The sequence below is a fragment of the Sphingorhabdus sp. EL138 genome, assembly GCF_900258045.1.
Lineage (GTDB): Bacteria > Pseudomonadota > Alphaproteobacteria > Sphingomonadales > Sphingomonadaceae > Parasphingorhabdus.
Genome location: NZ_OGVD01000001.1, coordinates 504,421 through 519,317 on the forward strand (window position 1 = coordinate 504,421; position 14,897 = coordinate 519,317).

14 protein-coding genes and 1 tRNA gene are annotated in these 14,897 nt (G+C 52.0%); 6 read left to right on the forward strand and 9 right to left on the reverse strand.

Annotated features, from left to right (window positions below; translation table 11 throughout):
- Positions 1-10: 10 nt before the first annotated feature.
- The 3 genes from DK507_RS02445 to DK507_RS02455 are packed head-to-tail and all read right to left on the reverse strand — an operon-like array spanning position 11 to position 3,095.
- A complete protein-coding gene (locus tag DK507_RS02445; RefSeq protein WP_109354536.1) occupies positions 11-1,810 on the reverse strand; it encodes an arylsulfatase in 1,800 nt (599 codons plus the stop codon).
- The gene (locus DK507_RS02450) at positions 1,807-2,211 is read right to left on the reverse strand and encodes a hypothetical protein (RefSeq protein WP_109354537.1); all 405 of its coding nucleotides are present in this window, start codon (positions 2,209-2,211) and stop codon (positions 1,807-1,809) included. Before DK507_RS02450 ends, DK507_RS02445 begins: the two co-directional genes overlap by 4 nt.
- Positions 2,208-3,095 carry a type 1 glutamine amidotransferase domain-containing protein gene (locus DK507_RS02455; protein WP_216822318.1) on the reverse strand — a complete coding sequence of 296 codons (888 nt, stop codon included), beginning with the start codon at positions 3,093-3,095 and terminating at the stop codon, positions 2,208-2,210. Before DK507_RS02455 ends, DK507_RS02450 begins: the two co-directional genes overlap by 4 nt.
- Before the next feature lie 138 nt (positions 3,096-3,233).
- Here DK507_RS02455 and DK507_RS02460 point away from each other — a divergent pair, with 138 nt between their 5' ends.
- Together DK507_RS02460 and DK507_RS02465 are read left to right on the forward strand one after the other, a co-directional pair.
- Complete coding sequence (locus DK507_RS02460) at positions 3,234-5,012, forward strand: long-chain-acyl-CoA synthetase (protein ID WP_109354540.1); 1,779 nt, start codon at positions 3,234-3,236, stop codon at positions 5,010-5,012.
- Between the two features lie 27 nt (positions 5,013-5,039).
- Entirely contained in the window at positions 5,040-6,182 is a 1,143-nt protein-coding gene (locus DK507_RS02465) for a glutathione S-transferase C-terminal domain-containing protein (protein ID WP_109354541.1), read from the forward strand.
- A 238-nt stretch (positions 6,183-6,420) separates the two neighbouring features.
- On the opposite strand, the gene DK507_RS02475 is transcribed toward DK507_RS02465, so the two are convergent.
- Genes DK507_RS02475 through DK507_RS02490 form a run of 4 tightly spaced genes read right to left on the reverse strand, consistent with a single transcriptional unit; the run spans position 6,421 to position 10,627 of the window.
- Positions 6,421-7,998: a N,N-dimethylformamidase beta subunit family domain-containing protein gene (locus DK507_RS02475; RefSeq protein ID WP_109354545.1), complete on the reverse strand. Its 1,578-nt coding sequence runs from the start codon at positions 7,996-7,998 to the stop codon at positions 6,421-6,423.
- Entirely contained in the window at positions 7,995-8,732 is a 738-nt protein-coding gene (locus DK507_RS02480) for a hypothetical protein (RefSeq protein WP_109354548.1), read from the reverse strand. Before DK507_RS02480 ends, DK507_RS02475 begins: the two co-directional genes overlap by 4 nt.
- Positions 8,733-8,766: 34 nt before the next feature.
- A complete protein-coding gene (locus DK507_RS02485) occupies positions 8,767-10,095 on the reverse strand; it encodes an FAD-dependent oxidoreductase (RefSeq protein ID WP_109354549.1) in 1,329 nt (442 codons plus the stop codon).
- A 22-nt stretch (positions 10,096-10,117) separates the two neighbouring features.
- Positions 10,118-10,627 (reverse strand): 2,4'-dihydroxyacetophenone dioxygenase family protein, encoded by a 510-nt coding sequence (locus tag DK507_RS02490; RefSeq protein ID WP_109354550.1) that lies wholly within the window; start codon positions 10,625-10,627, stop codon positions 10,118-10,120.
- A 99-nt stretch (positions 10,628-10,726) separates the two neighbouring features.
- On the opposite strand from DK507_RS02490, the gene DK507_RS02495 reads away from it, so the two are divergent.
- Positions 10,727-11,740: an AraC family transcriptional regulator gene (locus DK507_RS02495; protein ID WP_109354552.1), complete on the forward strand. Its 1,014-nt coding sequence runs from the start codon at positions 10,727-10,729 to the stop codon at positions 11,738-11,740.
- 61 nt (positions 11,741-11,801) lie between these two features.
- Here the strand turns inward: DK507_RS02495 and DK507_RS02500 are convergent, their stop codons facing one another.
- Positions 11,802-12,005, reverse strand: coding sequence for a hypothetical protein (locus DK507_RS02500; protein WP_162558852.1), 204 nt, complete (start codon positions 12,003-12,005; stop codon positions 11,802-11,804).
- A gap of 214 nt (positions 12,006-12,219) precedes the next feature.
- Here DK507_RS02500 and DK507_RS02505 point away from each other — a divergent pair, with 214 nt between their 5' ends.
- The 3 genes from DK507_RS02505 to DK507_RS02515 are packed head-to-tail and all read left to right on the forward strand — an operon-like array spanning position 12,220 to position 14,526.
- Positions 12,220-12,459: a DUF3489 domain-containing protein gene (locus DK507_RS02505; protein WP_109354554.1), complete on the forward strand. Its 240-nt coding sequence runs from the start codon at positions 12,220-12,222 to the stop codon at positions 12,457-12,459.
- Positions 12,456-12,914 carry a DUF2924 domain-containing protein gene (locus tag DK507_RS02510; protein WP_109354558.1) on the forward strand — a complete coding sequence of 153 codons (459 nt, stop codon included), beginning with the start codon at positions 12,456-12,458 and terminating at the stop codon, positions 12,912-12,914. The genes DK507_RS02505 and DK507_RS02510 overlap by 4 nt, the downstream gene beginning before the upstream one ends.
- Positions 12,907-14,526 (forward strand): recombinase family protein, encoded by a 1,620-nt coding sequence (locus DK507_RS02515; protein ID WP_109354560.1) that lies wholly within the window; start codon positions 12,907-12,909, stop codon positions 14,524-14,526. The genes DK507_RS02510 and DK507_RS02515 overlap by 8 nt, the downstream gene beginning before the upstream one ends.
- 208 nt (positions 14,527-14,734) lie before the next feature.
- On the opposite strand, the gene DK507_RS02520 is transcribed toward DK507_RS02515, so the two are convergent.
- Positions 14,735-14,809, reverse strand: a tRNA-Thr gene (locus DK507_RS02520).
- Between the last annotated feature and the right edge of the window lie 88 nt (positions 14,810-14,897).

Consider the following 14,897-nt stretch of genomic DNA (forward strand, 5'->3'; position numbering starts at 1 on the left):
TCATTCCTGTTCATTCTGATCTGCGCCTAGCGCGCGCATAAAGGCCAGCTGGAACTATGATCAGCAGCAAAAGGATGCCGATCAGGATCGCAGGCCCCGCCTGTTCGCGCAGTCCGTTGAGAGCGACTTGCTGCTGCGCGTTGAAGCCCTTTGGAACCGGGAGCACACCATTTTCTTTCGTGTACCGGACATAGGCATTAAGCATTTCCTGAAAGCGCTTCGGTTCGCTTTTTGACAGATCCCGCGTTTCACCGGGGTCATCGACAATATTGTACAGATACCATTGCCCATCGCCCACTGGGCCCCGGTTGAGAACGATCTTGTAATCCCCCTGAAACAGCGCGCTGTTTCCACCCAGTTCATAGCCAATCAGCTCATCTGCACCGTAAATTCGGTCCTGCTCACCGTTGATCAAGGGAACAAGGCTGCGTCCAATCATTGGTTCAACCTTCCGCCCTCCATAACGCAGGGTACCAAATCGCGGTTGAAGTTTTTCCACTCCCGCCAGCTCGAGGATCGTGGGCGCTATATCGGTGGCAAAACTGAAAGCTCGGGTCATGACGGATTGCGATGGCAGGCTTTCTCCCGCAATGATCAGCGGCACGCGCATGCCACCTTCGCCAGAATAGAATTTATAATAAGACAAAGGCGATGCAGCCGCGCTGGCGAAGCTGGGGCCGATGCTGTTGAAACTGCCTTTGAGGCCCAGTGTTTCATAGTCATTTTCATATCCCTGCCTGGCCAGCACAAATCTGGTCGCAACGGCATCGGGATCGGCTGGTCCGCTCGGTTCGGCGCCGTTATCAGAGGTGAAAACGAATATTGTATTTTCATATTCGCCAATGTCTTTGAGATAAGCGATCAGGCGGCCAATGTGAAAATCCATTGCCTCGACCATCGCTGCATAGACCGCCATGCGTTTGGCCTGATATTTTTTCTGTTTTGGCGTGAGTTTGTTCCAGTCCGCCGTGGTTTGCATATCAACCATCGCGCTATTCCCCGGAACCAGGCCGAGCTCAACGGCTTTCAGATAACGCTGTCGCCGTAACTGGTCCCAACCGCCATTATAGGTTTCCATATAGCGATCGATAAATTCCTGCGGCGCCTGTACTGGTAGATGCACGGCCTGAAACGGAACATAGGCCAGAAACGGTGCGCCATCGCCCGCATTTTCATCGATAAACTCTATGGTCTTGTCGATCAGAAATCGCGAGGAATAGAAATCATCGGGCAGTGTTGTCCGTTTGCCATCGGCAAACCAGTTGGCCTGCTCATAGATTGGCAGATAGGGTTTCTGTTCCCAATTATCCGCGCCGGAATCGGCCATGATAAAGCTGCGCTCAAATCCCCGTGCGCTGGGCAGCAGGTCCGGCGTCATCCCCAGATGCCATTTGCCGGCGATATAGGTGTGGTAGCCCTGATCCTGCAAAAACGTCGCAATAGTCACGACATTGTGGCCCAGAACGCCGCGATAATGGGAGTATTGTGTCTGCTCGGGCGGGAGCATTTCAGGGATATTCGGAACCCCCGCCCGATGACTATCAACACCGGTCAGCAGCATCGCACGCGAGGGCGCGCAGCTGCCTGCGGTATGATAGTTGGAAAAGCGCAAGCCCTTGGCCGCTAGCACAGATATGGTCGGCGTGTTAATCTCGCTGCCATAAGGTGCAGTGTCGGTGAAACCGAGATCATCGGCGAGGATGAAAACTATATTGGGCGGGGAAGTTTGGGCACTGACGGCAGTGCCTAAAACCGTCAAAAGCGCACTGGCCAGAGCTACGCGGAAAAGATTGAAAATGATCTTCTTCATTCCGGTTTTTGCGGGTGATCAGCAGTCAGTTTTTTCGCTGCAACGAGCAACAATGTACCGATCACAATCTCCGGAACAATGAACTGCATCATCAAAGAGGCTCCGTGAAAAAGCCAGGCCAGGGTCCGGAATATGGCGGCGGCAAAAACCAGTATCGCCCCTGCCAAAAACCATTCGCGCTTTTTGGTCACCAGACCAAGCAACACAAACAGCCCCAGACCGATAAAGAATGCGCCAATATCACCGATTTGACTGCTAAGAGCTGCGCCGTTGAACAAAGACATGTTGAACGCTTCGGCAGCGCCCGACGGAGCGACGGCCCAGCGCAGTCCTGTAACAAGAAAATTCACCGCAATCAGACCGGTCAGCACCCAAAGGGCGGTGCGCAGATGCTTTTTCATTCTGTCGTTTCCTCATTTTCGGGTACCGGGGCGGCAGGCAGATTTGAGATGATCCCCATCATCCTGTGGGCGGTGACATGGCCGCTATTCTGATTCTGTCCGGTCACAAAACGCTTCTCATCATCCACAACTACATAGGTCGCAAACACGTCACGAAAGGCGGTCCGGCTTTCATACAGCGCACCCGCCTTGCGAAGCTCCGTTTCGGGATGCATCGGGGTCATGTTGATACCCAGTTCCTTGACCTGTTTGTCGCTGACACCGGTCATTTTCCGGCCAGCGATTATGGCGTTCCCGCCCTCGTCCTTGGCTTTGATCAACCCCAGTGCCCCGTGACAGACGGAACCAATTATCGGCCTTCCGGCAAGATAGGCTTCGCTGATTTTCTCTCCCAGCTTTTCGGAATAGCCAAGATCATAAGCCGCACCCCAGCCGCCCGATATGAAGATTGCATCATATTGTGTGAAATCCAGATCATCGATTTTGATGCTGTTCTTGATCTTGCCCTGAAGGACCGGGTCTTCCAGATAACGTTTGTCCTCGGCCGTGATAACCATCCGGCCAAGGGTCTGTGGATCAACGGGAATTACGCCGCCCTTGATGCTCGCAACGTCCACATCCATCCCGGCGTCGAGAAAACCATAATAGGGATGGGTAAACTCCGATGCCATAACCCCGGTGGGGTCGCCCGTCGTCTCACCCGGATTGTTGAGCACGCCATGATTGGTGGCGATGATGAGCGCCTTTTTGCCGGGCAGTTTGTAGGTTGGCCCGTCATAATCAGGATGCATTCCGAGCGCGTGCACGATGGACGGAGCAGCCATCACCAATATGACCACAGTTAGGGTCAACACGCCAAAGATGGTAAGCAATTTCTTTTTCATGGCGGGCCTCATGGTTAGAGATACTCTTGACGGCCATCATCTAATATGACACAACTAGTGTCAATATAATATTTCCTCTCATAATTTCCTCAGTTGACGCTAAACAGTTTCTTCCATGAAAATTCTGGAGATTGAAAAATGCTGAAAAGCTTCAAGAGAAATTTTGTTTTTGCCAGACGCGTTTCCAGTGTTCTACGCAGCATAAAGGACTTGCAGCCGGACTCGCCTGTAACAATGGCCGATGAGTTTGAAGCCACAGTCGATCGTTCGCCGGATACCACCGTTTTCGTCTTTGAAGGACAAACTCTAACATATCGCGCTTTTGATGAGCGCGCTAATCAGATTGCCAACTGGGCCATCGAGCAAGGTTTTCAATCTGGCGACACCGTTGCGTTGATTATGGAAAATCGCCCGGATTTTGTGGCGACCTGGTTCGGCCTATCGAAAATCGGTGTGATTACTGCGTTGATCAATACCAATCTGGAAGGTGTCGGGCTCAAGCATTGCGTCGGCATTGTGGACAGCAAGGCAATTATTGCAGCCGGCGTTCAGGCCGAGCGAGCCGAAGCCATAAGGGATACGCTTGCTGATGACATGGTGATCTGGGACTTTGACGGCAAAATAGGAAAAAACCTGCAAACCCAACTTGCAAAGCACAGCACAGATCGCCCCGATCCGGCAATTCGTTCGCATATTCGCGGTTCTGACACTTGTCTGTATATTTATACATCGGGCACCACTGGTCTGCCAAAAGCGGCAAAAATCACGCAGATGCGCATCCGCGGTACATCGCGTACAGCGATTGCGTTAAGCGGAGTTAAAGCCGGAGACCGCGTCTATAATGTTCTCCCGCTGTATCATATTACCGGCGGAGGCATGGGCATTACCGGCCCGCTTTACGTGGGCGCAACCGTTATATTGCGGCGCAAATTTTCAGCCTCCGCTTTTTGGGATGACGCGACCGACAATGGTGCGAACCTGTTCGTTTATATTGGTGAGCTGTGCCGCTATTTGGTCAATGCTGAACCGCACCCCAAAGAAACAAGCCATCAACTGCGCGCCGGTTTTGGCAACGGCTTGCGTGGTGACGTTTGGCGATCCTTCATTGATCGGTTCCAGATCTCAACCATGCACGAGATTTATGGCTCAACGGAGGGCAATGTCGCATTCGTCAATTTTGACGGAAAAATTGGAGCCGTCGGCCAGATGCCCAAATGGATTGAAAAGAAGATGGGTGTTGCTTTTGTGAAATTTGATGTCGTCGAAGAACAGCCTATCCGCGACGCAAACGGATTTTGCATCAAGACAGATACTGATGAACCCGGTGAGGCTCTTGGGCGAATTGGGACCAGCGGGCGCGAGTCATTTTCGGGCTATCATGAAAAGAAAGCCACCGAATCCAAAATTCTTACCAATGTTTTTGAACCCGGCGACCGCTGGTTTCGAACCGGAGACCTCATGCGCCGTGATGCCGAAGGCTATGTCTATTTTGTTGACCGTATCGGTGACACATTTCGCTGGAAAGGGGAGAATGTAGCAACAAACGAAGTTTGTGATGCTTTATCCAAATATCCGGGCATTGATCTCGCCAACGTGTACGGTGTGGAGGTTCCTGAAACAGAGGGGCGTGCGGGCATGGCGGCCATCACCGCAGGCAAAGGATTTGATATTGGCGGGCTGCGTGAGCATTTGGCAGCGCATCTTCCAGTTTATGCAATACCGCTGTTCATCCGCATTCAGCCGGAAGCAGAGACCACTGGTACGTTTAAATTCCGCAAGGTTGAGCTGGTGAAGGAAGGCTTTGATATTGATGCAGTGAACGATCCGATTTGGTTCCTTGAACCGGGACAACAGGACTTCATCGAACTCGGTGCCGACCAGCATGACCGCATCAACAATGGTGGCTATCGCTTCTAATCTTCCTCAGTCGAAAGAACTGCATCAATGATCAAACCCCATATTCTCTACGGCATGGCCGGATCGCTCTATACGGGCAAAGTGCGCGCCTACATGCGGCAGAACCATATCCCGTTTGTAGAGCAAAAAGCAGGCGGCAAGCGCTTTACCGAGCAGATTGTACCGAAAGTCAATCGCTGGATCATTCCGGTTGTCGAAACCCCGGGGGGGGAATTGTTTCAGGACGGCACGGTCATTCTTGATCATTTTGAAGCAAGCGCCGCAAGTGAAAAATCTATCTATCCGCAAACACCGGTCATGCGCGCAGTGGCACATCTGTTTGAGCTGTTTGGCGGTGAGGGCTTGTTGCGTCCAGCCATGCATTATCGCTGGAATTTTGATGCGGTAAACCTACCCTTCCTGCGCGATACATTTCGTGATGTACTACCCGATGGATTAGGCCCAGAAGGAGAGGCAGCTGCTTTTGACCATGCCAGCGGACGGATGCGAAAAGCGGCCGTGGCTTTTGGGGTAACACCGGAGACATTTGCGACCGTGGAAGAGAGCTATGCCGATTTTCTCGGTCGCTTTAACGCACATTTGCAACAGACGCCGTTCCTGCTCGGCGGCCATCCGACCATCGGTGACTTTGGCCTGTTCGGACCGCTCTATCCACATCTGGCGCGCGATCCCAAGCCCCTCCATTTGATGCAGACCAGCGCGCCAAGGGTGTTCCGCTGGACCGAACGAATGAACATGGCGGAGACATTTATCGACGAAGAGATGGAACAGGCTGACGGCAAGCTATTTGCTGATGACAAAATCCCCGGGACGCTGAAATCCCTGATGGAATTTGTCGCCGATGAATATCTGAGAGAAATCACCGCCCATGTTGAATTCTCCAACGAGTGGCTGGAGAAAAATTCGGAAGTCGATCCCAGCAAAATGCGACTTGGCCGGGGAATCGGCATGACCAGTTTTAACTGGCGCGGACATGAGATCACGACAGCGGTAATGCCCTATCGCTTTTTCCTGCTCCAGCGCCTGACAGATTGGGTCGACGGCCTGGACAGGCCAGATCAACAGTTGGTTCGTGCGCTCTTTGCCGAAACCGGCCTCGAACCAATTCTGGACCTGAAAACCAGCCGCCGGGTTGAACGGAAGAACCACCTGGAAATCTGGGCGGATTGATCAGCAGACTTTGCTTTCAGGACATAGCGGACGTCAGGGCGGAGACAATCCTGTCAATGTTAAGTCTGGACCTGGGCCGAAAGCGGATGGTCTGGTTACGTCTGATTCATCCCGTCAACGGACATCAGAAAGCTAATCTAACTCAAATAACAATCCAGCGATTGTGGAGCGGGAAAACCGTTTGTAAAAATTTGACTGGAAGCGGCGTTCAATACGCATCGGATTTTGCGTTGGCCATTTAATCGTCTCCGTCATTGGCCAGTGTTACACCAAAGCGGCTCAGAACATTGTGTGAGATTTTCTCGATGAAGGGATTACTAGCGGCAAGCCCGTGCACCCATTCAGTGGTGCCAGCGTTGAACACTTCGCCTTTTCCGCATTTGAAACTCGCCATAACGGCGTGGCCGCGCGTCAGTTTGCCGCGATTATCCGGTGTATCTTCGCCGAAAGTAACGCGGGTCAGGATTTCCCGGTCTTCGAGTGGAATAACCTTGGGGAAAGGGCTGCGATCTGATTCTGCCAGCGTAGCCGGGGTCATGGCGATGATTTCCAGATTTTCCGGCACGCCCAGCCCACCGCCCGGTTTGGGTAGGCCATCTTCGCCAAACTGGATCGGGCAACCGTCATTTTCATAACCGATCAAGGGCACATCCCCGCCGATACAATCGCCGTAGTAGAGATCGGTATCAGCAAGCGCCCAGTGCTCGTCATTGTATATGGTGTAGGCTGCACTACCGCGAGCAGCGCACATGGCAATACGGTGATAGCCACCATAGAGGAAGGATAAGCCAAGAAATCTCGCTTCCGGTGCGTCGAATTCCGGATGCGACCAGAGATGTGTGGCATCCTTGCGCGTAGTTGGGTTGGCCCAGAGCGGGTCATTGTTTTCACCCGCCCATTTGTGGGCAATCATGGTTTTGCCATCATCTTCCCAGCGTATTTTCCAGTAGCAGGAATTGCCGGAGAAGTTTATGAAATTGCCGCCCTGCTGAATAAAATGCTCAACGGCAAAGCGCTGGTTCACCGACCAATATTCGCTGTGACCGACCACCATTGCGGTTTCATAGTCGTTGAGCGCATCCGGATAGTCTTCAAAATCATGATCCGTCAGAAAGTCGATTTCATAACCCTGCTCCTCCACCCAACGCGTGAAGACATGCTCCCATTTTTTGAGGAAACAGGTGGAACCGTCATAGGGTGTCGGCTGATGTTCCTGCATCCATTCCAGGCTGCCCGGAATCGGCATCTGTCCGACATAGCGTGGTTCATAGTTGATCAGTCGCGGCGGATCGCCCGGGGGTGCAAACATGGTCTGCGGATAGGGACGCATGCGGGAAAGCCGTCCAATCGCTCCCGCACGCGATTCATCTGGTGTCGCCTTGCCCGTCATCAATCCCGCAACATCAGCATAGGAATTCCGTCCGCCCCAATAGTTATAAGCTGCGTAGGTATTGGTGGACAGGATCAGAACGGCCTTGGCCTTGGTGGCCGCGTTATGATTGCGCACGCAGATGAAATGCTGGCTTTTAGCACCATCCGGTCCAGTTAGGGTAAGGTCATAAAATCCGGTTCGCCAGTTAGATCCGACTTCAAATGAAAATGCAACAGGCCAACCGCAGCCGTTGGTATCTGCATCGGCGGGCGTTTCGTGATGCGCAATATTGATATTCTCGAATTTGGCGACCTGCTCCACCGCTGCGCCGATCCGGCTTACAGTCAACGTGCAGGGTGAAGCAGGTGCGCTCGCGAACAAGGTCACGGTGTCTCCCGCACCAGCGCTGACCTTGTCGGGATAGAACCAGGGATTGTCAGTCATGCCATTTTCTCCTGGTTCGGGGATGTTGTGATTGTGTTCGATTGGAGACGCAGCAATGTCAGTCCCAGCCAAACCGCCCAGAGCGGTGACAGGATGACAACCAGTGCAAGGGCTGCATCAGATGCTTCGACTGTCCCAACCTGCCACAGACTGAATTGCGCCACCCAGATAATGGCAAGAGATATAGCGCCAATGCCCAAACCTTTGAGTCCTGCAACGATCAGCAGACGCCCCAGTCCGCCAAGCCAGATTGCGGCCAGTACCGCTTCCAGTAGCCAGTAACCGCGCCAGTTACCGGCTATGGTGGCTTCCCATGCGGCGATTGCCTGAGTTTGTTCTGATACCGGCAAAGTTGCGTAACTCGCGTATAGCGCATCAAATGCCCCGGCCATGTTCACTGCGCCAAACGAACCGAGCAGGCAGTAAATCAACCCGCAGAGGAAGCTGATGTCAGTCAAGCTTTCATCAATCTCGCGTACTATCTTCCATGCGTAAATGATGACCGGCAAGAAAATCAGATAGTAACCCAATATATCCGTCCACATGGCGGCATAGAACATGCTGGCTTTGTCTTGTGCCAGATTAAGCATCTGCTGTCCGTCATGAAACATTGCAACATCACCATCGGAAGCCATCATGAACAGCGCCTGCGTCAAATAGGCAAAAGGAAGCGAAATGATTGCCGAAACTGCAGCGAGTTTTCGTCCGGGAATTGATGGATTTAGGTAGGCCATTGTCGATCATCCATTGGTTTGATTGATTGATGGTTCAGGCGGCCAACTTCAGGCCTTGCTGATCCGTAAACTTCTTGACGGCACGCTCCACGCTCCAAAGAGCACTTTCCATGTATCCGCCGGACATATAATCGCCGCAAAAGGACACGCCGTGCCTCTGATCAACGGAATCGAGGAAAGCGAGTGTTCTTTCATTATGTCCGGTCGATGATTGTGGAATAGCGTTCTGGTGACGCGTCACGGCATATCCCTCGATATGATTGTCGACATGCGGTAGATATTTGGCGATATCGTGGCGTGCAATCTTTCCGAGTTCATCGTCACTTTTACCCATTAGAGGCTCTGATTGCGGACTGATGATCCAGGCCTGAAGGGTTGCCTTGCCCGATGGTGTGTTGCCGGGACTTTTCTGGTGCGTGTCAACACAGAAGGTCACATTGTTGCGATTGTCCCGATCTTCAAACGGCAGGAAATAGGTCCAGACGTCCTTTTCCAGCTCACAGTCGAGAAACAGCGAAACAAGAATGGCGGGCGGCATTTCAATGCTGGACAGATAATTCTTTTCCTGTTCCCATTCGGGAGGAACCAGCGCAGCGGCTCGGGGGGCATGAGCGGCCACAACGACATGGTCAGCTGCAACGATCTCACCGGTTTCGAGTTCAAAACCGGTCACCTGGCCATTTTCAGTAACTAGTGTTTTGGCCGGTCTGTTATAGTGAATGTTTGCACGTTTCGCCAATTCCGCATGGAGCGTGGCGGTGCCACCTTCCAGCGAGACATAATCCGTCAGTAGGATGATTTTCACCAGCCGGTAGATTTGCAGCATATTCACATCATGATCGGCTGGTTCACTCAGGCCACCAATGAGCGTCAACATACGGACAATATGATCTTGAACAAATGTCGCTGAGGCCGAATCCATCGCCAGTTCATTGTCATAGGGTGTTTGTCCGGCTTCGGCAGCAAAGGTGTGCGACCGATTTTTCAAAAGTAGCTTTGCGAGGTAAAGCGCCACTTTTAAGTTGCCCGAAATTCCACCCGGACTCATCCACGGTAGGCGCGGGCTGAGCAGATAGGATTGCTCCGGCCCATCGCCCGTGAACATGCGGCTGGCGCCTTTGATTTTCTTAAGCTTCGGCGTCAGACCTACTTCATCAATGATCCTGAGCGCGTTGCTGTAGTTGGAATGGAAATATTGCGACCCCACATCGGCCCAGTCATTCGTTCCGGGGCGATTGAGCAATTGCCCCCGGCCACCAGCCTTGTCAGATGCCTCGTAGATCTCGACATCATGGCCACGTTTGGTGAATTCATGCCCTGCGGCAAGACCGGCTATGCCAGCGCCAATGATAGCAACTTTCATGGTTTCCACTCCAATTTAAGATTTATCCGAAAGAAAAGCCTGCTGAGGCTCCCGGTTTGATGTAACGCGGCGCATCGCGCTGCATCATCTGGCAGACGCCCATGATGGCTTGCTCAATGGCTCCGGCATCGGTGATGTCGATCAGATTGTCATCATCATCAAAATTTACATTGGCACCGGTCACCACCATGAAGCCTTCGGCATCTTCCCCGGCATCCTTCGGCACGGAAAACTGGTGGATTGATCCGCCTGGTTCATAGAGATAGCTGCCCGCAACCTGCTTGTCGTCCGGATATTCGACATAGTTCCACGTCCCCTTTGTGGTGAAGAAGTGGACGGTGCCGGTGTGGAAATGACGCGGCAGCAGCGTTCCGGGCGGGAATTTCGCATAGAGCACCCAGGTGCCGTTTTCGGGGTCGAGAAACAGCGCCTGAATGAAGTAGCCGTCGGTGGGGTGCTGAACAGGCTCCTGCTCATTGATGTTGACTGAGAGTAATCTGTCCTGATGATTGATAGTCTCGGGTATGGCCATGTCTTGCTCCTGTGGTTGATCTGAAGCCTGATTAGGCTGGATTTATAGGTGCCCACAGGTTAGCAGGGGACAATTAGGGATCATTTTCGGACAGGCGCATTGGACAATAGGCCAGACATTTTTGATCGATCGGTATTGTCCAACCAGATTGCCAATCTGATATTCGATATTCTTCAGGGTCAGGGAATCGAAAAATCTGACATTTTCAAAAAACTCGATTTCGGTGATGAAAAAATTTCCGATGGTGAAGCTCTGCTGACCTTTCATGAAATGTTTGCCCTGATCGATGTCGCACTGCGATTGTCCCCGATTCCGTGGCTAGGTTTGAAGGTAGGGGACGCGGAAACCGTCGGCACATGGGGCGCGCTCGGCTATGCGATTATGAGCAGTGCGACGGAAAAAGAAGCGGCCCAGATAGGCCCCAAATATTATCAGGCTGCACCCAGCCTGATGCATTCCGAATCCAGAATTGAAGATGGCCGGCAGCGAATTCAGATGGACCCCATCTACCCGGCTGATCGGCTGATACCTTTTTGCGTCGAGGAGAATATTGTCGGTATCTGGCGGGTGTCTTCCGAATATCTGGCTGAACCTCTGCGCCCACTGGAAATTCATCTTTCCTATCCTAAGCCGGTCTATGCGCGTAGATATGACGAATATTTCGATTGCCCTGTTCACTATGAACAACCGGGCAACATCCTTTGGACTAGGGCACCAACCGACCAGCCGCTGCGCACGTCTGACCCCGCCAGCGCCAAAATCTGCCTCCAGCTAGCCGAACAAATGGTCAAAAGATACCGCGGCGAAGATGATTTCATCCTGACGATCAGAAGAGAGTTGCTGCGCAATCCCGGTGAGATGCCGGACATGGAAGAAATTGCATCCATGCTCGCAATGAGTTCCAGAACCTTGCGCCGCAAGCTTGACGAGTTGGATACATCGTTCAGGCGTGTTCAGGATGACGTGAGGAAAAACCTGGCTCTCGATTATCTACAAAACACAGGTATGAATATCGACCAGATTGCCGTTCGGCTGGGATATAGCGAAACGACAAACTTCCGCCGCGCATTCAAGCAATGGACCGGAAAAGCGCCGAGTTTGTTCCGCGTCTGAATGTCCGCTTTCCGAGACTAAGAATTTGTAGACCTACGTCTTAGATTGGGGCGCAAAGCCGTCATTCTTCAAGAGCGCCGATTGCCATCAGCAGGATTTCTATCTGATTAGTTTGATCGACTATTCTCTCTAGTATCTTCAACACTTCAGAACGATCCACCTTAGTCCGTTGGCCTTGCACAGCCAATTCATGAGCATCTTCCAGGCCGGCCGTTATCAGAGCGAACAAGCCCGATCGCGCCTTTATCGGTTCGAATTCATCCAAGTTAATCATGTCCCAACCCATGCTCGACACCGCATAAAAGTCCACATGCAGCTTTCACAATTTCGCAGATAAACGACTGGACTTCGGGGTTTGTTCGAGCATTGGTGTTGATATCGCCATCACAAGATTCGACACGCCGCCCGCTCGTAGTAGCGATCCGCGGCTCAGGTCAGTGGAAGCGCTGGAACATCCAGTGCCAAGCTGGAGATCCTCAATGCCATCAAAAACACAAACCAAGTCCGCGAAGGTTATAACTCTGCTGTACAGATCGAAAGGCGCTACTCTCGACGAGATTTGCAAGGCAACAAACTGGCAACAGCATAGCGTTCGTGCGTTCCTGACCGGCCTGCGCAAAAAGGGCTATGTGCTCACACGCGAACAGCGCGGCGAAGATAGTACTGCCTATCGCATCACGCAAAATCCAAGTGATAAAGATGTCAAAGGTGCAGCATGACCGTGCTCGACGATCGGTTGGCGGAACTTATGGCCATGCCCCCTGCCCAATTGCGATCTGTATGGCGGGATATCTTTAAGTCGCCTGCACCCGATATCGGACCGGACCTGCTCAGACGCGGGATCGCTAACCGCTTGCAGGAACGCGTACATGGGAGCCTTACTGGTGCTACCAAACGTGAGATCAAACGGCTTCGCAAGCGCATTGAACGAACCGGCAAAGCTGGTCATATGCATGCAATCTCTCTCAAGACCGGAACAAGACTGGTCAGATCTTGGAATGGCAAAAGCTATCACGTCCTCGTTTGCGATGATGGATTTGAGTTTGAGGGGCGTCATTATGCAAGCCTCAGCCATATCGCGAGGGAGATAACCGGCGCGCATTGGTCTGGCCCTCGTTTCTTCGGGTTGAAGAAGCGAAGCGGATACAAACCAAAGGCGCTCAAAAATGGTTGAACAAGTAAAACGCAAGCGCTGCGCGATCTACACTCGCAAATCAACCGAGGACGGTTTGGAGCAAAACTTCAACAGTCTCGATGCTCAACGCGAGGCTTGTGCAGCCTATATATTGAGCCAAGCCAGCGAAGGATGGGAATCAGTTGTAGAACAGTATGATGACGGTGGTTGGTCTGGCGGCAATATGGAACGTCCCGCTCTAGCTCAGCTGCTTAATGATGTGAAAGCCGGCAAGATCGACGTCATCGTGGTTTACAGGGTTGACCGGCTTACCCGTGCATTAGCTGACTTCGCCAAGATCGTTGAGATACTGGATGAGAATGACGCTTCGTTTGTAAGTGTGACCCAATCTTTCAACACCACAACTAGCATGGGACGACTGACACTTAACGTCCTGCTCTCCTTCGCGCAGTTTGAACGCGAAGTAACCGGTGAGCTATTTCGTGACAAGATTGCAGCATCGAAGAAGAAGGGCATGTGGATGGGTGGCGCTGTCCCACATGGGTTTAAGGTTGAAGATCGTAAGCTGCTGATCCAGGAAGGTGAGGCTGAAGAGGTTCGATATATCTTCAAGCGTTACATAGAACTCAAATCCGTTCCAAAACTTGTGGATGATCTTGCCAGACGGAACTTCAGAACACGAAGACGCGTTCTATCGAGCGGAAAAATTCTGGGTGGTAATCACATTAGAACGGGTGCGCTGACGCTGATGCTGCACAATCCGATCTATATTGGAAAGATACGCCACAAAGGTAAAATTTATAACGGCGAGCATGAAGCGATTATCGAAGAGGAACTGTTTGAAAGGGCACAAGCAGTCTTCAAACGCAATCGCCGGGACAAGTCACTTGGAAAAAGAACACGCAATCCCAGCCTGCTGACCGGCATGATCACAGACCTCGACGGACGTCCCATGTCACCCTCCCAGGCGAACAAAGGTTCAAAATGTTATCGATATTATTCCACGCGTCTCAAGCCATTGGAGGACAAGACTTCGGCTTGGCATCTACCCGCTGGCGAATTGGAGAACACCGTTGTCAAGGCGATTGCCAGAAACCTGGTGACAAAACTTTTGGAGCGAGCGACCGATAGTTCACAGGATCAAAAGTTGCTCGCACAATACAGCAAAACCACTGAAGCTCTGCCATCCATGAATATGCTTGAACGAAGGAAGTTCCTGCTCACACATAAAGCAAAAGTCCGGGTAAACGACGATGTTGTGAAGATCAGCTTGAGATTGGCTGACCGGCAGGAGGTGGTCATGATTTCAGCTAAAGCGAAGCTGGTTCGCAAAGGATCTAACCTTCGTTTGGCAGTGGCACCTGATAATGGTCCTGCTAAACACGAACCCGATCCAGTGCTACTAAGGTTGGTTGCAAATGCATTTGCAGCACGAGACTATTTGATCGACGGCGTGGCATCGCCGTTAGTTTTGGACTATTCCCGGCGGCATTTACTGAAGCTTGCTAGACTGAGTTATCTAGCGCCAGATATCATCAAAGCAATTGTTCAAGGTTCCCAGCATGTCGATTTGACCGGAAGACGCTTTTTGCGCGCCGGAAAGATCCCGCTCGATTGGCAAGAACAACGCACCTTGTTTGGGTGTGAATAAGGTCAAAATCACTCATTTATCAAAAGTGCATCTGGGATCCGCTTTTCGGGGCATGGAGATAAATCGGTTATCTGCATCGAAACAGTGGGTGACAAATGGTCTCTGGACCCAGGTTCATACAACCAGCGGCAGCTAAGCTACGCAAACTTAGGGATTAATTGTGCTATTCGCCGGTATCGCCGGAGAAACTTTAAACCGGAAAGAAAAATGGTGCTGCTAGGGAGAATTGAACTCCCGACCTCGTCATTACCAATGACGCGCTCTACCACTGAGCTACAGCAGCACTGATTTTATTGCGAGAAGCCATCTGCTTCAGGCCCCGCGCCTATGGCGAAAGGGTTAAGGACTTGTCAAGCGCAGTTGCAATTTTC

Coding starts and splice junctions, on each gene's coding strand:
- DK507_RS02445 (WP_109354536.1), bottom strand. CDS start 1,810: ATGAAGAAGATCATTTTCAATCTTTTCCGCGTAGCTCTGGCCAGTGCG.
- DK507_RS02450 (WP_109354537.1), bottom strand. CDS start 2,211: ATGAAAAAGCATCTGCGCACCGCCCTTTGGGTGCTGACCGGTCTGATT.
- DK507_RS02455 (WP_216822318.1), bottom strand. CDS start 3,095: ATGAAAAAGAAATTGCTTACCATCTTTGGCGTGTTGACCCTAACTGTG.
- DK507_RS02460 (WP_109354540.1), top strand. CDS start 3,234: ATGCTGAAAAGCTTCAAGAGAAATTTTGTTTTTGCCAGACGCGTTTCC.
- DK507_RS02465 (WP_109354541.1), top strand. CDS start 5,040: ATGATCAAACCCCATATTCTCTACGGCATGGCCGGATCGCTCTATACG.
- DK507_RS02475 (WP_109354545.1), bottom strand. CDS start 7,998: ATGACTGACAATCCCTGGTTCTATCCCGACAAGGTCAGCGCTGGTGCG.
- DK507_RS02480 (WP_109354548.1), bottom strand. CDS start 8,732: ATGGCCTACCTAAATCCATCAATTCCCGGACGAAAACTCGCTGCAGTT.
- DK507_RS02485 (WP_109354549.1), bottom strand. CDS start 10,095: ATGAAAGTTGCTATCATTGGCGCTGGCATAGCCGGTCTTGCCGCAGGG.
- DK507_RS02490 (WP_109354550.1), bottom strand. CDS start 10,627: ATGGCCATACCCGAGACTATCAATCATCAGGACAGATTACTCTCAGTC.
- DK507_RS02505 (WP_109354554.1), top strand. CDS start 12,220: ATGCCATCAAAAACACAAACCAAGTCCGCGAAGGTTATAACTCTGCTG.
- DK507_RS02510 (WP_109354558.1), top strand. CDS start 12,456: ATGACCGTGCTCGACGATCGGTTGGCGGAACTTATGGCCATGCCCCCT.
- DK507_RS02515 (WP_109354560.1), top strand. CDS start 12,907: ATGGTTGAACAAGTAAAACGCAAGCGCTGCGCGATCTACACTCGCAAA.